Here is a 21,727-nt window from a genome sequence, read left to right on the forward strand (position 1 = left end):
TATGACCGGAAAATTTATTGTCATTGAAGGTTTGGAAGGTGCGGGAAAAAGCACGGCACATCAAGCGGTTGTGGATATTTTAAAAAAACTGGGTATTCATGATGTCATCGTTACCCGAGAACCGGGCGGTACGCCTTTGGCAGAAAAGTTGCGTCAGCTTATTAAGCACGAAACCGAAGAACCGGTAACCGATAAAGCGGAATTATTAATGCTTTATGCCGCTCGAATCCAATTGGTAGAAAATGTCATAAAACCGGCGCTTGCTCAAGGAAAATGGGTGGTGGGTGATCGTCACGATATGTCATCTCAGGCTTATCAAGGCGGAGGACGTCAGCTTGATCCGCATTTTATGCAGACGTTAAAAGAAACGGTTTTAGGTCATTTTGAACCGGATTTGACCATTTATTTGGATATTGATCCTGCGTTAGGATTAGCGCGTGCGCGCGGACGTGGTGAGCTGGATCGTATTGAACAAATGAATTTGGATTTTTTTCACCGCACCCGCTCACGTTATTTGGAATTAGTAAAAAATAACCCGAAAACCGTTACGATTAATGCTGAACAAAATATTGAAAAAGTGCGTGCAGATATTGAAAGTGCGGTAAAAAATTGGTGGAAATATAACGAAAAATGACCGCACTTTATCCTTGGCTTCATCCTACTTACGTAAAAATAGCTCAGACTTTCTCGGAAAAATTAGGGCATCACGCCATATTGATTAAATCTGATCAGGGATTGGGCGCAGAAATGTTATTTGATGCGCTTTCCCGCCGAATTATGTGTATTAACCCACAAGGGAGTAAAGCTTGCGGAGAATGTCATTCCTGTCACTTAATGCAGGCGCATAGCCACCCGGATTACCACGAATTACGTTCTATCGAAGGTAAGGATATCGGCGTGGATCAAGTGCGTGAGATTAACGAAATCGTTGCTCAACATTCGCAGCAAAACGGCAATAAAGTCATCTATGTAGAGGGCGCGGAACATTTAACGGAAGCCGCCGCTAACGCATTATTAAAAACCTTGGAAGAACCTCGTCCGAATACGCATTTTTTGCTGAAAACGGATAGCTCGGCGAGTTTGTTAGCCACTATTTACAGCCGTTGCCAAGTATGGACATTACCTATACCGGACGAAAAAACGGCACGGGATTGGTTACAAAGTCAAGATATGGGAGAAAGTGCGGTCAATTTTGATGATGTTTCTACCGCACTTGCTATGAATTTAGATCGTCCCCTGCTTGCGTTGGAAACGTTACAACAAGGTTTAATTGAACAACGTAAAAACTTTCTTCGACAATTTTGGATCTTTTATCGTCGCCGTTCGCCTTTAGAACTTCTTGCGCTATTCGATAAGGAACGTTATATACAGCAAGTGGATTGGATTTTAGCGTTTCTTGCCGACAGCTTGAAACACAAACTTGAAATTAATAGTCATCGCCAAATTGCTGATTTGACCCGTGGTGTGGCACAATTCAGTAATGAACAAACCGTACCGGGTTTATTGCAAGCCGTCAAAATTATGCAAAAAGTGCGGTCGGATTTGCGTTTGATTAATGGCGTAAATGTAGAATTAATGCTGTTAGACGGATTGACCAAATTGGTAACGGATGTGTTTGAAGCAAATAATTAGCTCAAAATAAAAATGATTTAGTCGTGGCAATTTTCCACGGCATACTGAAATATAAGGAATAAATAATAGATGTTTATCGTTGATTCCCATTGCCATTTAGATGCGTTAGATTATGAAAACCTGCATAAAAATATTGCAGATGTCGTTGAAAAAGCTTACGCGCGAGATGTAAAACACCTGCTTGCTATCGGTGTTACTTTAAGTCGTTTTGAAAAAGCCTACGAAACACTGGGTCAATTTGACAATATTTCATTGGCTTGTGGCGTTCATCCGTTAGATTTTGAAGAGGAACCTTATGACGCTACACGCTTGTTACGTTTAGCACAGGATAAAAAAGTGATTGCCATCGGTGAAATCGGTTTAGATTACTATTATAGTGCAGATAATAAAGCGGAACAGCAAAGCGTATTTGCCAATCAAATAGAGATTGCAAATCAACTGAATAAGCCCGTGATTATTCATACACGCTCGGCAGGTGAAGACACGATTTCAATGTTGCGTGAAAATAAGGCGGAAAAGTGCGGAGGCGTCATTCACTGTTTTACGGAAACCTTAGATTTTGCTAAAAAAGCTTTGGATCTAGGATTTTATATTTCTTGTTCCGGCATTATTACGTTTAAAAATGCCGAAGCGCTTCGTGAAGCGATTCGTTATGTGCCGGCGGATCGTTTGCTAGTAGAGACGGATTCACCTTATCTTGCACCGGTGCCGTATCGCGGTAAAGAAAATCAACCGGCTTATACACGTGAGGTCTGTGAATATGTGGCAGCATTAAAAGGGTTTTCCACAGAAGAATTTGCACAGATTACCACGCAAAATTTTGAGCGTTTATTTAAAATTCGTGTAGAATAAATAAACAATTTTTAAAGGAGATATGATGCGTAAATTTTTTAAATACTTTTTATTTCTAGTGGTCTTTATTTTCCATGGCTTTATGTTTTCCGTAGTGAACTATGTTTTTCCTCACTACGATGTGACTCGTGTGACCGGTGTGGAAGTAAAACGTGTAGATAAAGACGGCCCGATTACCAAATCAAATCCGGCGGACGGTCCCACACGTGATGTGTACTACATTAATACGCAAAATGATGACGGAAAAATTATGGTGTACCGTAACGAAGATACCCGTTGGGGTTTTCCGTTCTATTTCAAATTCGGTTCGGCGAATTTACAGGCTGAAGCCCAAGCGATGGGCAATGAAAACAAGTTAGTTCAAATAAAATACTATGGTTGGCGTTTAACGATGTTTGACGAATTTCGTAATGCGGTTTCTGTGAAAGAAATCAGCGGAGATGTTACCCCAAGTCATCCTATTTTATCTTGGGTGTTTTACGCATTCTTATTGATCACATTATTCCTTTCTATTCAATTTATCCGTGGCTGGTTTGATAGCGAAAACTAAATCGCTTCTTTCTAGAAAAGTGCGGTTAATTTGACCGCACTTTATCAAATAAACAAATCTATCTATTTAACGAGAATATTATGAGTTTATCCGCAGCAATTTTAGTGTTAATTCTGTTAATCATTATTAGTGCAGTCGTATCAGCAGCCGAAATATCTTTAGCGGGGGCACGCCGTATCAAGTTGCAAAATATGGCAAATGAAGGCAACTTAAAAGCCGCACAAGTATTGAAGTTACAAGAACAACCGGGAAGTTTTATTACGGTTGTTCAAATCGGTTTGAATATGGTTGCCGTATTAGGTGGGATGATAGGTGAGGCTAACATTAGCCTTCATTTACAACATTTTTTGTATGAATACACGCAAGCTCATTGGGTAGAGCCCGCGTCTTCTTGGATTGCTTTCTTTTTGGTAACCTGCTCTTTTATTCTTTTTGCGGATCTTATGCCGAAACGTCTTGCTTTGATTAATCCGGAAGCCGTGGCATTGCGTACCGTTGATATAATGCAAGTGTTAATATTCTTGCTAAAACCGATTGTTTGGGTGTTTGATGGTTTATCTAATATGCTTTTCAAACTGCTTGGTGTTTCTATGTTGCGGAATGACAATATCTCCTCCGAGGATATTGTTGCCGTGGTGGAAGCCGGGGCGGAGGCAGGGGTTTTAAAAACCGAGCAGCATTATCTCATTGAAAATATTTTTGATATGCAGGAACGTACCGTCACTTCAACAATGACAACGCGTGAAAACATCGTGTATTTAGACCGCACTTTTAGTCGACAAGACGTGATGGATACCCTTTCCCGTGATTCCCATTCCAAAATTGTCATTTGCGATAATGGGCTTGATAAAATTCTCGGTTATGTAGAATCTCATACATTATTGACGATGTACTTGAAAAATGTGGATGTTTCATTAACCGATCCGAAACTTTTACGTAAGGCATTGTTCGTACCGGATACCCTTTCTCTTTATGAAGTTTTGGAATTGTTTAAATCAACCGGTGAAGATTTTGCCATTATTGTGAATGAATATGCTTTAGTGGTCGGGATTGTAACCCTTAATGACGTAATGAGCATTGTAATGGGTGAACTGGTATCTAATGAAGAAGAGCAAATCATCAGCCGTGATGAAAATTCTTGGCTCATTGATGGCGCAACGCCACTTGAAGATGTAATGCGGGTATTAGATATCGAATTTCCGGATGAAGAAAACTATGAAACAATCAGTGGATTTATGATGTATATGCTACGTAAAATTCCGAAAAAGACCGATTCATTGGTTTATGGAAAATACAAATTTGAAGTGATTGATACTGAAAATTTTAAAATTGACCAAGTTTTAGTGTCATTGGTGAAAGAAAGCGAATAGGTGCTTTCTTGCGTAATCTGCCGCAGCCAGTATAATGGCGCCGGTTTATTTTATATTTAACAGGATAACTATGTTAAAAAAAGTATCTGTATTTTTATTTTCTATTATGCTTGCAGCTTGTTCTTCTATCACATCACATATTCCTTTTATGGGGAATGATAAAAAAGTGATTGATTTGGATAAAGATAAAATTGATCAAAAATCTTATGCGGCGGCTTATGAGGCAACAGTGGCAACTTATAAAGGTCGTGTAAACGAAAATTTCTATGTAGATAATTTCGCCAGTGGCGTAAATGATTGGTACTTAGGTCGTATTTTAGTTCCGATTAAACAAATTCAAGACAAACTTTATACCGGTGGACATGATTCCGATGTGTACGCTTATTACAGCGGTGTATTGCACGGAGAAGCATTACAAAGTAATTTTAACCGTTTAAGCCCAAGCTGTTGGAGTAAACTCGATTCACCGAGTATCACTCAAGGGATCTACGATGCGATGCGTGATCTGAAAAAAGGCAAAGAACGTGGCGAAAATGATGAATATATCGCAAAAGGCAGTGATGAGCTGCTAAAGGTTTGCACAGCTAAATAATATATAAAACTGTTGAGGATCACTCTATCAACAGTTTTTCTTTTTCTAAATCTTAGACAGAGGAGTAAGGATGTTAGAACTTTCGGAAAGTAACATTCACTTAAATGTTAGCGCAGAAAACAAGCAACAAGCCATTGAAATGGCTGCTGGAGCTTTGGAAAATGCGGGTTATGTGGAAAGCGGGTATTTACAAGGTATGCTCGATCGTGAACAGCAGACCTCTACTTTTTTAGGTAACGGTATTGCAATTCCGCACGGCACGTTAGAAACCCGTTCAATGGTGAAAAAAACCGGGGTGCAAGTGTTTCAATTTCCCCAAGGAATTGAATGGGGCGAAGGCAACATCGTTTATGTAGTGATTGGTATTGCAGCCCGCTCTGATGAACATTTGGCATTATTGCGTCAATTAACCCACGTACTTGGTGATGAAGACACCGCAGCGAAATTAGCCGTAATGACAGATGTTGAGCAATTCCGCACGACTTTAATGGGCGAATCCACAGAAGCCTTTACGATCCCTGAAGAAAATATTCATCTGGATGTAAACACACAAAGTTTATTTACTTTAGTAGCAATGAATGCGGGTCAATTAAAATCGCAAAGTGCGGTTGAAAACAGCTTTGTTTCCGAAGTCATCGGTAATGCCGCACTTCCGTTAGGCAAAGGATTATGGGTTACCGATGCGGTTTCCGGAAATTTAAAAAACGCGTTGGCGTTTAGTCGTGCGAAGACCATTTTCAGTCATAACGGCAAGCCGGTTAAGGGCGTTATTACGGTAGCTGCTGTAAATGAGGCGATTAATCCGACATTAGTCCGTTTATTGGAAGATGACGCGCAAAGCGCTTTATTAAACGGAAATTCTACCGATATTTTGACCGCTCTTTTAGGGGGGGAATCTGCACAAGCTGCGGCAACGAAAAGTGTTAGCGGGGCGGTTGTCGGAACCTTCACCGTTCGTAACGAGCATGGTTTACACGCCCGTCCAAGCGCTAATTTAGTGAATGAAGTGAAAAAATTCGCTTCAAAAATTACCGTACAAAATCTTACACGCGGTGGCGAGCCGGTAAGCGCAAAAAGTTTGATGAAAATTGTGGCGTTAGGCGTAACCCAAGGTCATCGTTTACGTTTTGTTGCAGAAGGTGAAGATGCCAAACAAGCGATCGAAGCACTTGGTAAAGTGATTGCGGAAGGTTTGGGTGAAAGCGTTTCGTCCGTACCGCCTGCTCAACCGGATACCATTGAAGTGATGGCTGAACAGGGTTATGCGCCGGCAATAGCAGAAGATAATAGCCTACCTTCCGATGCCATTGAAGCGGTATTTGTGATCAACAATGAACATGGTTTACACGCCCGCCCGAGTGCAGTACTGGTGAACGAAGTTAAAAAATATAATGCTTCGGTTGCGGTGCAAAATCTTGATCGTAATTCTCAATTAGTCAGTGCAAAAAGCTTAATGAAAATCGTCGCATTAGGTGCTGTAAAAGGCTCCCGTTTACGTTTTGTGGCGACCGGTGAACAAGCGAAAGAAGCCGTTGAAGGAATTCGCATCGCTATTGAATCAGGCCTTGGCGAAGGGAAAGGTGAATAGTTATGGCGAGAGTTGCAACTATTACGCTAAACGCGGCTTATGATTTAGTGGGGCGTTTGGCACGTATTGAATTAGGTGAAGTGAATACTGTTGAAACCCTAGGGCTTTTCCCTGCCGGCAAAGGCATTAATGTGGCAAAAGTGCTGAAGGATTTAGGCACGGATGTTGCCGTAGGCGGTTTTTTGGGTGAAGACAATGTAGGCGATTTTGAACAAATGTTCAAAAAACAAGGCTTGGAAGATAAATTTCATCGTGTTGCCGGTAAAACCCGTATTAATGTAAAGATTACTGAAACGGAAGCGGATGTTACCGACTTGAATTTCCTTGGTTACGAAATCAGTCCGACGGCATGGCAACAATTTGCCGCCGATTCTTTGGCGTATTGTTTGGATTACGACATTGTCGCAGTGTGCGGAAGTTTGCCGCGCGGTGTTACACCGGAATTATTCGCCGACTGGTTAAATCAATTACATCAAGCCGGCGTGAAAGTTGTGCTGGATAGTAGCAATGCGGCATTGACTGCCGGTTTAAAAGCGCATCCTTGGTTGGTGAAACCGAATCATCGTGAATTAGAGGCTTGGATTGGGCATTCACTAAATACGGTAGAAGAAATCGCCGATGCCGCACAACAATTAAAAGCACAAGGTATTGAAAACGTGATTATTTCTATGGGTGCAGAAGGGGCTTTGTGGCTTAACAATGAAGGCATTTTGAAAGCACAACCGCCAAAATGTGAAAATGTGGTCAGCACCGTAGGTGCAGGGGATTCTATGGTAGCAGGTTTAATTTATGGCGTTGAACAAGGGTTCTCAAAAGCGGAAACCTTGGCTTTTGCCAGTGCGGTTTCTGCTTTTGCCGTATCGCAAAGTAATGTCGGCGTAAGTGATCCTGCCCGCCTTAACCCTATTTTAGACCAAGTAAAAATCACTGTGATTGAAGGATAATAAAATGAAGTTATTTTTAACCCAATCAAACAATGTAGGCAGTGCAAAGGCCTATTTATTACGCGAAGTGTTTCGTGAAGCGGCTCAGAAAGCAAATGTTGCATTGGTAGAAAATGCCGAAGAAGCCGATCTTGCGCTTGTATTCGGTTCACAGCTGCCGAACAATGCCGCCTTAACAGGCAAAAAAATCTTTATGGTGGGGGTTGATATTGCCATGACCTCACCGGAAGTTACCTTAGCAAATGCGATGGCAAATGGCGTTGACTATTCACCAGAAAGTGCGGTTAATTTTGCCGCTGTTTCCGGTGTGAAAAATATTGTAGCGGTTACCGCTTGTCCTACGGGAGTAGCGCATACTTTTATGTCGGCCGAAGCCATTGAAGCCTATGCGAAAAAACAAGGTTGGAACGTAAAAGTGGAAACACGCGGTCAAGTGGGTGCCGGCAATGAAATTACACCGGAAGAAGTGGCGGCGGCAGATCTTGTGTTTGTTGCGGCGGATATTGATGTGCCGTTAGACAAATTCAAAGGTAAACCGATGTATCGCACTTCTACCGGATTAGCGTTAAAGAAAACCGAACAAGAATTTGATAAAGCCTTTAAAGAAGCAAAAGTGTTTGAAGGCGGTAATGCGAAAGCGAATACTGAAGAAAACAGAGAGAAAAAAGGCGTATATAAACACTTGATGACCGGTGTATCGCATATGTTGCCGTTGGTGGTAGCTGGTGGTTTATTAATCGCAATTTCCTTTATGTTTGGGATTGAAGCTTTTAAAGATGAAACCATTTTCCACGGTATTCCTAAAGCCCTAATGGATATTGGGGGCGGTGCAGCGTTCCACTTAATGATCGCCGTATTTGCCGGTTATGTGGCATTCTCCATCGCAGATCGCCCGGGACTTGCTGCGGGGCTTATCGGCGGTATGCTTGCAACAACGGCAGGTGCCGGTATTCTAGGCGGTATTGTTGCAGGTTTCCTTGCCGGTTATGTGGTGAAAGGATTAAATGTCATTATTAAGTTACCGGCGAGTCTAACCTCATTAAAACCGATTTTAATTCTACCGCTCTTAGGTACGTTAATCATTGGTTTGGCGATGATTTATGTAATCAATCCACCGGTTGCTCAAATAATGAATGCGTTGAGCGAATGGTTAAAATCCATGGGTGAAGTAAATGCAATGGTGTTGGGGACGTTAATCGGTGCAATGATGTGTATCGATATGGGCGGGCCGGTAAACAAAGCGGCATATACTTTCTCTGTAGGAATGATTGCATCACATGTTTATACTCCGATGGCTGCGGCAATGGCAGCGGGTATGGTGCCGCCAATCGGTATGGCGATTGCCACTTGGATTGCACGCAGTAAATTCACGACAAATCAACGTGATGCGGGTAAAGCCTCTTTCGTATTAGGTTTATGCTTTATTTCAGAAGGTGCATTACCCTTTGTTGCAGCGGATCCGATTCGTGTCATTATCAGCTCTGTTATTGGTGGTGCGGCAGCCGGTGCGATTTCAATGGCTTCGGATATTACCTTACAAGCGCCACACGGCGGATTATTCGTGATCCCGTTTGTTTCCGAACCTGTGCGCTATTTAGCGGCGATTGCGGCAGGTGCTTTAATTACCGGCGTTATTTATGCAGTGATTAAACCGAAACCGGCTACAGAATAATCAACAAAAGTGCGGTTATTTTTTTTAAAGTTTTTAAAACATCGGAAAATTTAACCGCACTTTTGCTTGGAGGAAATATGGAAAAATACAACAAACTTCGTATTGAATGGGATTGCCGACGTGGAATGTTAGAGTTAGATAAAATTATTATGCCATTCTATAAACAGCATTTTGATGAATTACCTAACACACAAAAAGATATTTTTATTCGTTTACTTGCCAGCACGGATTTGCAGTTATTTTCTTGGTTTTTTAATCGTGGCAAAGCAGAAGATGCCGAATTACAGAGTATGGTGGAATATATTCAAACAAAACAAAAGATTTCCACAATTTAAAAAACAAATTTATTTTTAACCTTTGAACTTTTTTAAATCACTTATGTCAGATAAAGCGACAAGAGCTTGCTGTCTTAAATATTAAGGCGTGTTAGACATAGCATTAGGAGAAATATGGCTGAACAGCTAACGGATCAAGCTTTGGTAGAAAGGGTACAGCAAGGCGATAAAAAAGCCTTTAACTTATTAGTTTCGCGTTATCAAAATAAAGTAGCAGGGTTACTTACCCGTTACATCTCGCGTAATGATATTCCTGATGTTGTGCAGGAATCCTTTATTAAAGCCTATCGTTCCATTGAATCCTTCCGAGGCGATAGTGCTTTCTACACTTGGCTATATCGAATTGCCGTAAATACGGCGAAAAATTATTTAACGGCGCAAGGGCGTCGTCCGCCGAGCGAGGATATTTTGGCGGAAGATGCCGAAAGCTATGATGTGGGAACCCATCTTCGTGATGTGGATTCACCGGAAAATGAAATGTTGTCCGGAGAATTGGAAAAGATCGTTTTTGATACGATCAAAAATATGCCGGAAGATTTAAAAACAGCTATAACGCTTCGTGAACTTGAAGGGTTAAGTTATGAAGACATCGCCGGAATTATGGATTGTCCTGTAGGCACTGTACGTTCTCGAATTTTCCGTGCGCGTGAAATTATCGAAAACAAGATACAACCGCTTATGCAACGTTAAAATACAGTCGGAGTTTAAAATGCAAAAAGAGTTACTTTCAGCCTATATGGATGGCGAACAAGTGGATGTTTCATTCACAGAAGAATTATGTAACGATGAAGCTTTGCAACAGTCTTGGGCAAGCTATCATATGGTGCGTGCCGTTATTCGTAAAGAAAGTGATGTTTTATTAGGCACAGATTTTACGGAAAAAATGGCCGATTTAATTGAAAATGAAGAAATCGAGAAATTAGCGATTACCGAGTTTCAACCGACTATTGAAGAAGTTCAACAATTGCCGTTTATGCGTAAATTCAAATCTTTTTTCGCACCGATGGCTCAAATTGCAGTAGCTGCGAGTGTATGCTTAGTGGCGGTAATCGGCGTTCAATCATTTAATGCTAAAAACGATGTAAATAATGCTCCGGAGACACCGATTTTACAAACTTTACCGTTTAATAATTCTGTTCAGGAAGTTAGCTATAATGCTCCGACAAAAGATGTAGCAAACACCGAACAAATGGAACAAAAAAATCGTCGTATCGGTGCGATGTTGCAAAATTATGAATTACAACGCCGTATGCATGCAGATGCACTAAATGTTGGTACTAACCAAGCAAAATAATAGTCCAATAAGAACGAATAAATTCACCACCTGATCAGCCTCGATGAGGTGGTGATTTTTTATAAATAGTCAAAACGTTTATGAAAAAAATATCTCTAAAATCAACCGCACTTTTACTCATTTCCCTTTTTAGCGTTTCTGCTTTTGCAGAGGATAGTTCTGTGAAGAAAGCGTTAGAGAAAATGACGTATGCAGTCAATAATCTTAATTATGAAATTGCTTTTGTTCAGACTTCACCGAATAATATGGATTCTTTTCGTTATCGCCATATCAAGCGCGATAACAAAACCTATGCACAATTAGTTACCCTTGATGGTGAGCAGCAAGAAATTATTCAGCGGGATAATTTAGTCAGTTATTTTCAACCGAATTCTCAAGCATTCACATTGAACAGCGGAAGTATTGTCGATGCGCTCCCTGCAATTATTCGTAGCCATTTTGATAAACTGGAAGAAAACTATGATTTTATTCCTTTAGGGAAAAATCGTGTCGCCGGACGTTTTGTCGATACGATTCGGATTGTGCCGAAAGATGATTTCCGTTATCAATATTTGGTTTTTGTGGATGAAGAAAACGGTTTATTACTTCGTGGCGATATGCTTGATCGTGATGGGAAATTGTTAGATCAATTCCGTGTCGTTACGCTTTATATTGACGATAGCTTAAAAGGCTTAACGAATTATTTAAATAAAGTTTCTATGCCGCCATTATTAAACGAAACGCAAAATGCAGTTCTCTCTCTGGATTGGGAACCCGGCTGGCTACCGCAAGGGTTTGAGAGTGTTCGACGTAGCCAAGATTTATTTGACGGCGAAATTATTGATAGTTCTTTGTTTAGTGACGGATTATTTACTTTCACCCTATATGTTACAAAAGCGGAAAGCCAGCAACCGAATCAGGATAAAACGTGGAAACAAGGCGAATTTACTTTGTATAGTGAGGTGATTGGCGATAAAGAAATCACGTTTATCGGACAACTTCCTATTACCACAGCGAAACGAATCGTGCAAGAAGTGAAATTTACCAACCATTAAAAATCGGTATTATGTATCAGTTGCACAAAAGGTTGTTTTTAATTCGAATGTAGAGTGCGTTAGGCTTGCCGTAACGCACCAAACTTGGGTTTAACGGTGCGTTACCTTTGGCTAACATACCCTACTCTGTTTTGTGTAACTGATACAGAGTACCGCATTTTTTTATACAGGGTTTCTTAATAATGAAAAATTTGTAAAAAACATTCAAAGAACCTGACTTTATAGGTAAACTAGCACATTGTTAGGAATTGATCTTTTTACTCTGTTTAGCTAAAAAAATGAAAAAAATCCCCTTCAAATTAACCGCACTTTTGCTTTTCCTTTCTGCGTTCTCCGCTTTTGCCGAACAAACCGTGGATATTGAAATTCGTGGAATTAAAGGTGAACGAGCAATTCGTAATACGGAGCTTAATGTTGAACTTATCGAAAAAGAAGAAATGGATGGTTCCGATCGTTATAAACGCTTGGTTACCGAAGCTGTGGATAAAGGGCTGAGGGTATTTGGTTATTATGATTCTTCCGTTACTTTTGAATTGAAAAAACGCAAAGGCAAAGATTTATTAATCGCCAATGTTACCCCCGGTGAACCGACACGTATTGCCGGTACGGACGTGAAAATTGAAGGCGAAGCCGCGCAAGATAAGGAATTTGAAGCATTGCGTAAAAATTTACCGAAGGAGGGCGAATTAGTCGAACATCAAAAATATGATAATTATAAAAATAGTATTTCTACCCTTGCCCTTGCGCGCGGCTATTTAGATGGCGAGTTTACCATCTCCCGTTTAGAAATCAGCCCTGAAACTCACCAAGCTTGGTGGCGCATATTATTTGAGAGCGGCGTGCGTTACCACTATGGCGAGATTAAATTTAATCATTCGCAAATCCGTGAAGATTATTTACAAAATATGCTGAAGATTCATTCGGGTGAACCTTATTTAGTAAACCGGCTTTCTGAGTTTAGTAACGATTTTTCTTCTACCAACTGGTTTAGTTCCGTGTTATTGCAACCTCAAGTTGATGAGCAAAAAAAAGTCGTCAATTTAGATGTGCTACTTTATCCGCGTAAAAAAAATGCGATGGAATTGGGGGTTGGTTTTGCAACGGATACGGGTCCGCATTTACAAATCGGTTGGACCAAACCTTGGATCAATGATCGAGGACATAGCTTTCGCACAAATCTTTATGTTTCCTCCCCAAAACAAACGCTCGAAGCTACTTACAAAGTGCCGTTGCTAAAAAATCCGTTGAATTATTACTATGAATTTTCCGGCGGTTTAGAAAATGAAGATAAGAATGATACTAAAACGACGGCTATGACCCTCGCAGGGTTGCGTTATTGGAATAATGCCGAAGGTTGGCAATATTTTGCCGGTGTGCGGGCTCGTTACGATAAATTTACTCAAGCGGATGTAGAAGATAAAACGTTGTTGGTATATCCGACCGGTGGTTTTAACCGAACCCGTTTGCGTGGCGGAATGTTCCCGACTTGGGGGGATACGCAGAAAATCACTGTGGATGTCGCTTATAAAGGCTTATTTTCCGATGCCGGTTTTTTTAAAGTTCAAGCCTCCACCGGATGGATCCGTACTTATGCGGAAAATCACCGCATTATCACCCGTGCCGAAATCGGTTATTTGAATACCAAAGATATTAATAAAATTCCGCCGACGCTTCGTTTTTTCGCCGGCGGTGATCGTAGTGTACGCGGGTACGGCTACAAAAAAATCTCACCAAAAGATCGCAATGGTAAGTTGGTGGGCGGTTCTCGTTTAGTCACGGGATCATTTGAATACCAATATCAAGTTTATCCTTCATGGTGGGCTGCAACCTTTGTCGATACCGGTCTTGCCGCAAATCGTTTCAGCCAAGAAGAATTGCGCTATGGTGCAGGTGTCGGCATACGTTGGGCATCGCCGGTGGGCGCAATCAAATTTGATATTGCCACACCGGTTCGTGATAAAGACAACAGCAAAAACATTCAATTTTACATTGGCTTAGGTACAGAGATTTAGACGGAATGATAAAGCAAGAAATTAAACAAGAAGAACCTCAATCTGAGCAGCCATCGAAATCAGACAACGCTAAAAAGAAAAAAGGCTTTGTCCGTAAAGCTTTTTGTGTGGGAAGTGCGGTCGTTTTTTTGCCTGTTTTTGCTCTCGTGGGAGCCTTGTTTTTTGAACAAGGTCAGCGAGGCTTGATTGAACTGGCGGATAAATTTCTTGATAGCCTTTCTATTGAACAAGTTAAAGGTGGTTTGCAGCGCGGTTTAGTGTTACACAATGTGCGTTATCAAACGGCAGGGATTGACACCCATATTGCTCAGGCTCGTTTGCAGATGGATTTGGGTTGTTTGTTCTCACGCAAAATTTGTGTGGAAGATCTTTCCGTAAAAGAACCCGTCATCTTGATTGATACCGCTCAATTACCACCCTCGGAAGAAAAGCAAACCGAATCTTCTCCAATGGAAAAAATCAATTTGCCCATTTCTGTGCAGGTGAAAAATATTGCGCTGGATAAATTGAATCTGAAACTTGATCAAACCGATATTACTCTCGAACGTTTTCAAAGTGCGGTCAGTTTGGACAATGAATTTGGTTTAACCCTTGCACCGACGGAACTGAAAGGTCTTGATGTTCTGCATATCCAATCTTCAGAATTAAAGACAAAGCCGAGCAAAGAGGAAAATAATCAACCCGTAGATTGGACGGCAATTGAACAAAGCCTTACTCCCGCATTTTTAGGAAACATCGGTGAGATCAATTTACCTTTTGATATTCACGTTACCAACTTTGCTGCAAAAAATTGGCAATATGTCGCACAAAATGAACAAAGCGAAGAATTACAACGTATCGCTTTGCCTTCTCTACTCTTACAGGCGGATGCCACAGGACATTCTGTCCGGTTACAGAAATTGGATATTGAAAGCTCACTCGGCACATTAAATTCTCAGGGGGCATTACAGCTTAACGCTGATTTTCCGTTAGATTTAACTTTAACTTTAACTTCTTCACTGAATGCTTTTCTGTCTCAAGGCAGAGAAATTTTTCCCGCAAGTGATGTGAATTTATCCCTTTCAGGATCGTTGAAAAAAACGACCGCACTTTCCTTAAAAACCAAAGGAATGCTGGATGCGGAACTGGACGCTGAAGTAAAACTTGCCGAAGATAAAATGCCGTTAAACCTCACACTTAAAGTCGCCAAAGGGCAATATGCTTTCGCGCAGGCATTATCACCGTTGAAAATTAATGACGTTGCTTTGAAATTAACAGGGAATTTACTGGATTACCATGCAGAGCTTGTGGGTGGTGTGGAAGGAATGGATCATATTCCATCAACACATTTAGCGCTGAATGCAGACGGAAAATTATATGCGGTCAATATTCATCAATTAAGCTTGGCGGCATTAGAGGGGACAGCAAAGCTAACCGGTTCGGCAAATTGGAAAAAAGGGGCGCAGTGGAATATTGAAGTGAATTTAAACAAAATGAATATTCGCCCTTATGTACCGGCAATGCCTGCCGTATTGTCCGGTAAACTTATCACTTCCGGTGAGGCGGGTAGCCAAGGCTGGCAGGTGGATATACCGACTGTCGATTTAGCCGGTACGCTTTCTCAGCGCCCATTGAGTTTGAAAGGGGATGTGGCGTTAAGCGATAAAACATTACTCAATATTTCAAATTTATCGCTCAATTATGGTGATAACAAAATTCACGCCAAAGGCATATTGAGTGATGAATCGGATTTAACGCTTGATATTAACGCGCCGAACTTACGCGGTTTATATGCTGATCTGTCGGGGGCTTTGGTGGGGAAAGCGACAATTCAGGGGAAATCGGCTGAACCGAATGTCACACTTGATCTTAATAGCCGACATCTCCATTGGCAGGTTTTAGATATTGCTAATGCCACCGTTAAAGGCCATATTTCCGGCTCGCCGATTTTGAAAGGCAACCTGAATGTAAAAGGCGGTAACATTCGTTATGGCGATTCGGTCGCAATGCAAAGCGTCAATTTGAGCATATCGGGCGATGAAAAAGACCATCAACTCGTTTTAGCTTCTCAGGGAAAACCTGTGGCGGCAGATTTCAAAATCTCAGGCAATTTCGACCGCACTTCTCAGCAGTGGAAAGGGTTATTGAGCCAAGTGAAAATAGACTCGCCGATAGGGGATCTGAAGCCGGATCAAGCGATTTCCGTATCCTACGACAATAAAAAAATACAAGCTGCGATCAGCGCACATTGTTGGCAAAATATCAACGCGGATTTATGTTTCCCGAAACCTTTTACGGCAGGGGAAAACGGCGAAATTCCTTTTAATATAAAGCGTATTAATCTTGATTTGGTGAATCAATTTATCGGGCAAGAGAGCTTGAAAGGTCATCTTCGTAGTGAGGGAAAAGTGGCATGGTTTAGTGATAAACCCTTTACCCTGAATCTTACTTTGAATGGTGATAATTTAGGCATTGCACAAAAATTGGATTATCGCACCTTTAAACTTGATATTCCGAAACTCAGGCTAAATGCGGATATTCAGAATAATAATCTCAGTTTGAAATCCGACATCAATGTGCAAAATCAAGGGCGTATTAATGCCGATTTAAAACTGAATGATTTAAATGGTACGCGCAATCTTGGCGGTAGTTTCGGTATTGAACGTTTAAATCTGGCGTTGGCAAATCAGCTGTTGACAAATGGTGAAGCGATTAATGGTGAAATTATTTCTAAACTCACTTTAGGCGGAAATTTGGAAAAACCTTTATTGGCCGGTTATTTTGATATTCGCAATGTGAAAACCAAATTGAAAACCTTACCTTTTGAAGTAACAAATGGTGATGTTGCCCTTCGTTTTGAAGGAACAGGTTCGACCTTGCAGGGTAAGGTTCAAACACCTGACGGAAATTTGAAAATGACAGGTAGCGCAAATTGGGCGAATTTAGACAATTGGAGCACCGAAGTGCGGGCGGAAACCGAGGGCTTTAAGCTCAGTTTGCCTTCAATGGGGAAAATACAGCTTTCAACCAATGTGGTGGCAAAGGCTACGCCAAAACTGTTGGATTTATCGGGTAATGTGGATATTCCGTGGGCGAGAATTAAAGTGGATTCATTGCCGGATAATGCCGAGCCTGTGAGTGAAGATGAAGTGATTTTAAACGGGCCGCGCAAAAGCAAGGAAGAATTAATTAACCGTGAATTTGCGGCGACCACAAAATCAGGTATGGAAATTCGTTCCGATTTAAAAATAAAAATCGGTGATGATGTACATTTTGACGCTTACGGTTTTAAATCAAACTTAGCGGGTTTGCTTTCCGTAAAACAAGAAAAAGGGCGTTTAGGTTTGTACGGTCAAATTGATCTAAAAAACGGTCGGTATGCATCTTTCGGGCAGGATTTATTGGTTCGTAAAGGGCAAATTAATTTTTCGGGCTTGCCTTCACAACCGATGCTAAATATTGAAGCGATTCGTAATCCGGAAGCGATGGAAGATAGCAAAGTTACCGCCGGTGTGAAAGTGGTCGGTGTTGCAACAAACCCTGAAGTAACGGTTTTTTCTAATCCGAGTAAACCGCAAGATCAGGCGCTTTCTTATTTACTTACCGGACGTTCTTTAGAAGACAGCGGCCAGGCAGGCTCGGGTGGTTCTGTCGGTGCGGCACTGCTTGGTATGGGATTAGCCAAAAGTGGTAAACTTGTCGGCGGTATCGGCGAGGTCTTTGGGATTCAGGATTTGAATCTCGGTACTGCGGGGGTAGGTGATAGTTCCAAAGTACAGGTGAGCGGTAATATCGGTAAACGATTACAGGTAAAATATGGTGTAGGGTTATTCGATGGGTTAGCAGAAGTCACTTTGCGTTATCGTTTGTTACCGCAGCTTTATTTCCAATCGGTTTCCGGCACGAATCAAGTGTTTGATTTACTTTATCAGTTTGAATTTTAGGAATGCTTATTTATGAATAATGAAGAGGATATGCTACCGCACACCAGAACGAACGTGCGTGAAATTGCTGCGATTGATCTTGGTTCAAACAGCTTTCATATGATTGTCGCACGTATTATGAACGGTTCGATTCAAGTACTGTCGCGTTTAAAACAAAAAGTGAAATTAGCGGAAGGCTTGGATGAAAATGCCGTATTAAGTCAAGATGCGATTGAGCGCGGCGTAAATTGTTTAGCGTTATTTGCCGAGCGTTTACAAGGTTTTGCACCGGAAAATGTGAATGTTGTCGGCACTTATACTTTGCGAAGAGCGGTCAATAATGATGAATTTTTACGCCAAGCCGCAAAAGTTTTTCCTTATCCGATTAATATCATCAGCGGTCAAACTGAAGCCAAAACTATTTATGCCGGCGTGTGCCATACGCAGCCGGAAAAAGGGCGAAAATTGGTGGTGGATATCGGGGGCGGTTCTACGGAAATGATTATCGGCGATGATTTCACGCCGATAGTGGCGGAAAGCCGTCATATGGGATGTGTGAGTTTTGCGGCAAAATATTTTCAAAATGGCGAAATTTCCAGAGAAAACTTTGAAAAGGCGTATCAAAGTGCGGTCAATAAAATTGAAGATTTAAGCTGGGAATACCGTAATTTGGGGTGGCAATCCGCATTGGGTTCTTCCGGCACAATTAAAACCGTGCATCAAGTCATTACCGCAACATTAGATCCGAACGGTACCATCACAAAATCACGTTTAGAGGATTTGATTGAACAAACCTTGCACGCCTCACATTTTGATAAATTGAATATTGTGGGCTTGAATCCGGAACGTGTGGATGTTTTTGTACCGGGGTTGGCGATTTTAAGTGCCGTATTTGATGTTTTTCGTATTGACCATATGCGTTATTCGGACGGCGCGTTGCGCGAGGGCGTTATTTACAGTATTGAGAAAAATTTTCAAGTGGCGGACATTCGTGCGCGTACGGCGTGGGGGCTGACGGAACAATTTGACATTGATACCGAGCAAGCGCACCGCATCGCCGGCAGTGCAAATTTATTGGTGCATCAATATACGCAATGGGTAAAACCGGAAATGGCGGAAGAAATGCAAGATCTATTGCATTGGGCGGCGCGTTTGCATGAGGTGGGTATTGTAATTAATCATAAAAGTATGCAAAAACATTCCGCTTACATTTTGCAAAATATGGAATTACCGGGCTTTGATCGTGAACAGCAACGTCTGCTTACATTGCTGGTTCGTTCACATATCGGTGTGCTGAAAAGCGGTGATTTGATTAAGTTTGCCCGCTATGATGAACAGGATGTAATGACATTAATTCGTTTATTGCGCCTTGCGGTGATTCTCAATAAATCACGCCAAGCTACGGAGAAAACCGGACAAATTACGCTTAAAATTCACCGCTCTTGTTCAAATTGGACGTTAGAATTTGAGCCGGGTTATCTTGATCGTAATCCGCTGGTTTGGAATGAACTTCGCCAAGAAAGTAATGGGTTGAAAGAGTTGGAATTGGGGCTGGTGTTTAATTAGGATTTATTTTTCCCCTCTCTGTATAAGAGAGGGAATTTGTTTTTGTATTGATGGTTGTTCTAACAACAACGAATATACATTCGCCAAAAAATAAGTTTGTTCTGCCTGAGGAATCTCAAAAGGTATAAGGGAAAGTAAATCTTCGTGAATGATTAAAACTTGCGGAAAAACGACCGCACTTTGGATTTCTTCAAACATATCCTGATAAAGCGGGGAGGCACAACCGCCGCGTTCAATGCGCCCTAGACTACATGCAATGTGAAATAATAGCATATCGACCAAGGCGGAATTTACGTCCGCTTTCCAGTCATTTTCAAGACGATCACGTAATTGAAATACGATGTCAATAATAGGCTGATTAATCTGTTCACGTAATTTCCAGCGTTCAAGTTGATCAAGCAGTCGCATTTTAGTTCCCGTTCCTCTAGAATAGCCCTTTATAGTGAATTAAATTAAAAACGGCGACTGCATTGCGTACTTCGTCACACTCACTCGTACCGTCTTCGGATTGTGGCTTTGTATCCATTTTTAATTTAATTCACTCTATAATCTAACGCACTTTATCCGAAGAGAATAGTGCAGAGATCACAAATTTGTAACAAGCGCCCTTTAAGGAATAAAAAAATGATAGATAACAGGCTTTTTAGCGATTATGACGGATTAATTTTCGATATGGACGGTACTTTGATTGATACGATGCCTGTTCATGCGAAAGCGTGGGGGATTGTGGGCGAGCAATTCGGCTATGATTTTGACAGCCGGATTATGTATCAACTCGGCGGTGCAACGGTACGAACAATTGCCGCTGAGATTATGAAAAAAGCCGGTATGCCGCAAGATTATCTTAATGATGTGATTGAGGCAAAACGCGCCCTTTCCTATCAGCTTATCCCTACTGAATCGAAATTGCTTCCGACTTTTGAAATTGTTCGTCATTATCATCAAAAAAAGCCGATTGCTCTCGGTTCGGGGTCGCATCGTCATTTGATTGATATGTTGATGGCAAAACTTGATATCGCCCCTTATTTTAATGCGATTGTCAGCGCAGATGATGTGAAAGCCCACAAGCCTGATCCGGAAACCTTTTTACGCTGTGCGGAATTAACCGGTGTTAATCCGACCAACTGCATCGTGTTTGAAGATGCGGATCTCGGCGTGCAAGCCGGATTAAGTGCCGGAATGGATGTTTTTGATGTACGTACACGCGAAATTATTAAGGCATAAGTAATGACTGAATATGAAAAAATGATGGCGGGTTTAGCCCATTTACCGGCTAAAAAAGAGCTAAAAGACCTTCGCAGGCGTGCGCGTGAAATTTTGTTTGAATTTAACCGCACTTCGCCGAACGACGATGAAAAACAGAATGCGTTGCTTAGAAAATTATTCGGTCAGGCAGATGAAACGACATCAATTAATGCACCTTTTCATTGTGATTATGGTGTAAATATTAAAGTCGGGAAAAATTTCTTTGCGAATTACCACTGTGTGATATTGGATAATGGGGGCATTACGATTGGTGATAATGTAATGTTTGCACCGAATGTAAGTCTTTATACGGTGGGTCATCCCCTTGATGCGGATTTGCGTAATGAGGGCTGGGAGCAAACGAAACCGATCACGATTGGCGATAATGTATGGATTGGCGGCAATGTAGTGATTTTACCGGGCGTAACCATTGGGGATAATGCGGTAGTGGGTGCGGGATCGGTGGTCGCGAAAGATTTGCCTTCAAATGTACTGGCATTAGGCAACCCTTGTCGGGTTGTGCGTGAAATTACCGAACAAGATCGAACACATTATATTCACACTTATCAGCCTGATTTATAAATGGATTGGCTTTCTTTTGATTTTTGGGCGGAGTTTTTACAAAACCACGCATTGTGGTTGATGTTCGCCAGTGCTTTTCTTAGCGCAACGGTCTTACCCGGCAATTCGGAAGTGGTATTCATTTCCCTTGCAATACCGAAATTGGCGCTTGGTTCCGTATTTAGTACGGATATTTTTTGGCTTGTTTTTATCGCTACATTGGGAAATGGCTTGGGTGGTTTAACTACCTATGCTATCGGGCGTTGGTTACCAAAATTTGAAGGAAAAAATGACCGCACTTTGGGGGCGATGGAAAAACTTCAGCGCTATGGTGCGGTGGCGTTATTATTGAGCTGGTTGCCTGTTATCGGTGATTTATTTTGTGCAGTTGCGGGTTGGTTACGATTGAATATTGTCGCAAGTTGTTTGTTTATTTTTCTTGGTAAACTGGTTCGTTATGTGATGTTATTGTTTTTCAGCTCGCCTTTCTTATTATAGAATGCACGAGTAAAAAAAGCCCTTCAACGAGTGAAGGGCAAATAACCTAAGGAACCAATTTTATTAAAACAACTGCAAGT

Annotated in this window: 20 protein-coding genes; 19 read left to right on the forward strand and 1 reads right to left on the reverse strand. The window is 41.4% G+C overall.

Annotation, left to right across the window (positions count from 1 at the left end):
• Position 1: 1 nt before the first annotated feature.
• The 16 genes from tmk to ppx all read left to right on the forward strand — a co-directional run bounded on the left by tmk (position 2) and on the right by ppx (position 19,343).
• On the forward strand, positions 2-634 hold the full coding sequence (gene tmk / locus IHV77_RS06295; RefSeq protein ID WP_194811158.1) for a dTMP kinase: 633 nt from the start codon (positions 2-4) through the stop codon (positions 632-634).
• Positions 631-1,632 carry a DNA polymerase III subunit delta' gene (locus IHV77_RS06300; RefSeq protein ID WP_194811159.1) on the forward strand — a complete coding sequence of 334 codons (1,002 nt, stop codon included), beginning with the start codon at positions 631-633 and terminating at the stop codon, positions 1,630-1,632. The genes tmk and IHV77_RS06300 overlap by 4 nt, the downstream gene beginning before the upstream one ends.
• Before the next feature lie 69 nt (positions 1,633-1,701).
• On the forward strand, positions 1,702-2,484 hold the full coding sequence (locus IHV77_RS06305) for a YchF/TatD family DNA exonuclease (protein ID WP_194811160.1): 783 nt from the start codon (positions 1,702-1,704) through the stop codon (positions 2,482-2,484).
• A gap of 25 nt (positions 2,485-2,509) precedes the next feature.
• Entirely contained in the window at positions 2,510-3,034 is a 525-nt protein-coding gene (locus IHV77_RS06310; RefSeq protein WP_194811161.1) for a DUF1523 family protein, read from the forward strand.
• An 80-nt stretch (positions 3,035-3,114) separates the two neighbouring features.
• Positions 3,115-4,404, forward strand: a complete 1,290-nt coding sequence (locus IHV77_RS06315; protein ID WP_194811162.1) for a hemolysin family protein — start codon at positions 3,115-3,117, stop codon at positions 4,402-4,404.
• A 70-nt stretch (positions 4,405-4,474) separates the two neighbouring features.
• Positions 4,475-4,996: a hypothetical protein gene (locus IHV77_RS06320; RefSeq protein ID WP_194811163.1), complete on the forward strand. Its 522-nt coding sequence runs from the start codon at positions 4,475-4,477 to the stop codon at positions 4,994-4,996.
• 70 nt (positions 4,997-5,066) lie between these two features.
• A complete protein-coding gene (gene fruB / locus IHV77_RS06325) occupies positions 5,067-6,584 on the forward strand; it encodes a fused PTS fructose transporter subunit IIA/HPr protein (RefSeq protein WP_194811164.1) in 1,518 nt (505 codons plus the stop codon).
• A gap of 2 nt (positions 6,585-6,586) precedes the next feature.
• Positions 6,587-7,528 carry a 1-phosphofructokinase gene (gene fruK, locus IHV77_RS06330; RefSeq protein WP_194811165.1) on the forward strand — a complete coding sequence of 314 codons (942 nt, stop codon included), beginning with the start codon at positions 6,587-6,589 and terminating at the stop codon, positions 7,526-7,528.
• 4 nt (positions 7,529-7,532) lie between these two features.
• Entirely contained in the window at positions 7,533-9,200 is a 1,668-nt protein-coding gene (locus tag IHV77_RS06335) for a fructose-specific PTS transporter subunit EIIC (RefSeq protein ID WP_194811166.1), read from the forward strand.
• 77 nt (positions 9,201-9,277) lie between these two features.
• Positions 9,278-9,535 carry an FAD assembly factor SdhE gene (locus tag IHV77_RS06340; protein ID WP_194811167.1) on the forward strand — a complete coding sequence of 86 codons (258 nt, stop codon included), beginning with the start codon at positions 9,278-9,280 and terminating at the stop codon, positions 9,533-9,535.
• Positions 9,536-9,649: 114 nt separating this feature from the next.
• Positions 9,650-10,225: an RNA polymerase sigma factor RpoE gene (rpoE, locus tag IHV77_RS06345; protein WP_194811168.1), complete on the forward strand. Its 576-nt coding sequence runs from the start codon at positions 9,650-9,652 to the stop codon at positions 10,223-10,225.
• Between the two features lie 19 nt (positions 10,226-10,244).
• Positions 10,245-10,829, forward strand: a complete 585-nt coding sequence (locus tag IHV77_RS06350; protein WP_194811169.1) for a sigma-E factor negative regulatory protein — start codon at positions 10,245-10,247, stop codon at positions 10,827-10,829.
• 80 nt (positions 10,830-10,909) lie between these two features.
• Positions 10,910-11,863, forward strand: a complete 954-nt coding sequence (gene rseB / locus IHV77_RS06355) for a sigma-E factor regulatory protein RseB (protein ID WP_194811170.1) — start codon at positions 10,910-10,912, stop codon at positions 11,861-11,863.
• A 278-nt stretch (positions 11,864-12,141) separates the two neighbouring features.
• Positions 12,142-13,875 (forward strand): autotransporter assembly complex protein TamA, encoded by a 1,734-nt coding sequence (gene tamA, locus IHV77_RS06360; protein WP_194811171.1) that lies wholly within the window; start codon positions 12,142-12,144, stop codon positions 13,873-13,875.
• Between the two features lie 5 nt (positions 13,876-13,880).
• Entirely contained in the window at positions 13,881-17,798 is a 3,918-nt protein-coding gene (gene tamB / locus IHV77_RS06365; protein ID WP_194811172.1) for an autotransporter assembly complex protein TamB, read from the forward strand.
• 12 nt (positions 17,799-17,810) lie between these two features.
• Positions 17,811-19,343: an exopolyphosphatase gene (gene ppx, locus IHV77_RS06370; protein ID WP_194811173.1), complete on the forward strand. Its 1,533-nt coding sequence runs from the start codon at positions 17,811-17,813 to the stop codon at positions 19,341-19,343.
• Positions 19,344-19,346: 3 nt separating this feature from the next.
• Here ppx and IHV77_RS06375 read toward each other — a convergent pair whose 3' ends face one another.
• Entirely contained in the window at positions 19,347-19,751 is a 405-nt protein-coding gene (locus tag IHV77_RS06375) for a hypothetical protein (protein ID WP_194811174.1), read from the reverse strand.
• A 216-nt stretch (positions 19,752-19,967) separates the two neighbouring features.
• On the opposite strand from IHV77_RS06375, the gene IHV77_RS06380 reads away from it, so the two are divergent.
• Genes IHV77_RS06380 through IHV77_RS06390 form a run of 3 tightly spaced genes read left to right on the forward strand, consistent with a single transcriptional unit; the run spans position 19,968 to position 21,647 of the window.
• Positions 19,968-20,567, forward strand: a complete 600-nt coding sequence (locus IHV77_RS06380) for a beta-phosphoglucomutase family hydrolase (protein WP_194811175.1) — start codon at positions 19,968-19,970, stop codon at positions 20,565-20,567.
• 3 nt (positions 20,568-20,570) lie between these two features.
• Positions 20,571-21,170, forward strand: a complete 600-nt coding sequence (locus IHV77_RS06385) for a sugar O-acetyltransferase (RefSeq protein WP_194811176.1) — start codon at positions 20,571-20,573, stop codon at positions 21,168-21,170.
• Positions 21,171-21,647, forward strand: a complete 477-nt coding sequence (locus IHV77_RS06390; protein ID WP_194811177.1) for a YqaA family protein — start codon at positions 21,171-21,173, stop codon at positions 21,645-21,647.
• Positions 21,648-21,727 lie beyond the last annotated feature (80 nt).

Source organism: Rodentibacter haemolyticus (assembly GCF_015356115.1).
Classification (GTDB): Bacteria; Pseudomonadota; Gammaproteobacteria; order Enterobacterales; family Pasteurellaceae; genus Rodentibacter; species Rodentibacter haemolyticus.

Coding starts and splice junctions, on each gene's coding strand:
- tmk (WP_194811158.1), top strand. CDS start 2: ATGACCGGAAAATTTATTGTCATTGAAGGTTTGGAAGGTGCGGGAAAA.
- IHV77_RS06300 (WP_194811159.1), top strand. CDS start 631: ATGACCGCACTTTATCCTTGGCTTCATCCTACTTACGTAAAAATAGCT.
- IHV77_RS06305 (WP_194811160.1), top strand. CDS start 1,702: ATGTTTATCGTTGATTCCCATTGCCATTTAGATGCGTTAGATTATGAA.
- IHV77_RS06310 (WP_194811161.1), top strand. CDS start 2,510: ATGCGTAAATTTTTTAAATACTTTTTATTTCTAGTGGTCTTTATTTTC.
- IHV77_RS06315 (WP_194811162.1), top strand. CDS start 3,115: ATGAGTTTATCCGCAGCAATTTTAGTGTTAATTCTGTTAATCATTATT.
- IHV77_RS06320 (WP_194811163.1), top strand. CDS start 4,475: ATGTTAAAAAAAGTATCTGTATTTTTATTTTCTATTATGCTTGCAGCT.
- fruB (WP_194811164.1), top strand. CDS start 5,067: ATGTTAGAACTTTCGGAAAGTAACATTCACTTAAATGTTAGCGCAGAA.
- fruK (WP_194811165.1), top strand. CDS start 6,587: ATGGCGAGAGTTGCAACTATTACGCTAAACGCGGCTTATGATTTAGTG.
- IHV77_RS06335 (WP_194811166.1), top strand. CDS start 7,533: ATGAAGTTATTTTTAACCCAATCAAACAATGTAGGCAGTGCAAAGGCC.
- IHV77_RS06340 (WP_194811167.1), top strand. CDS start 9,278: ATGGAAAAATACAACAAACTTCGTATTGAATGGGATTGCCGACGTGGA.
- rpoE (WP_194811168.1), top strand. CDS start 9,650: ATGGCTGAACAGCTAACGGATCAAGCTTTGGTAGAAAGGGTACAGCAA.
- IHV77_RS06350 (WP_194811169.1), top strand. CDS start 10,245: ATGCAAAAAGAGTTACTTTCAGCCTATATGGATGGCGAACAAGTGGAT.
- rseB (WP_194811170.1), top strand. CDS start 10,910: ATGAAAAAAATATCTCTAAAATCAACCGCACTTTTACTCATTTCCCTT.
- tamA (WP_194811171.1), top strand. CDS start 12,142: ATGAAAAAAATCCCCTTCAAATTAACCGCACTTTTGCTTTTCCTTTCT.
- tamB (WP_194811172.1), top strand. CDS start 13,881: ATGATAAAGCAAGAAATTAAACAAGAAGAACCTCAATCTGAGCAGCCA.
- ppx (WP_194811173.1), top strand. CDS start 17,811: ATGAATAATGAAGAGGATATGCTACCGCACACCAGAACGAACGTGCGT.
- IHV77_RS06375 (WP_194811174.1), bottom strand. CDS start 19,751: ATGCGACTGCTTGATCAACTTGAACGCTGGAAATTACGTGAACAGATT.
- IHV77_RS06380 (WP_194811175.1), top strand. CDS start 19,968: ATGATAGATAACAGGCTTTTTAGCGATTATGACGGATTAATTTTCGAT.
- IHV77_RS06385 (WP_194811176.1), top strand. CDS start 20,571: ATGACTGAATATGAAAAAATGATGGCGGGTTTAGCCCATTTACCGGCT.
- IHV77_RS06390 (WP_194811177.1), top strand. CDS start 21,171: ATGGATTGGCTTTCTTTTGATTTTTGGGCGGAGTTTTTACAAAACCAC.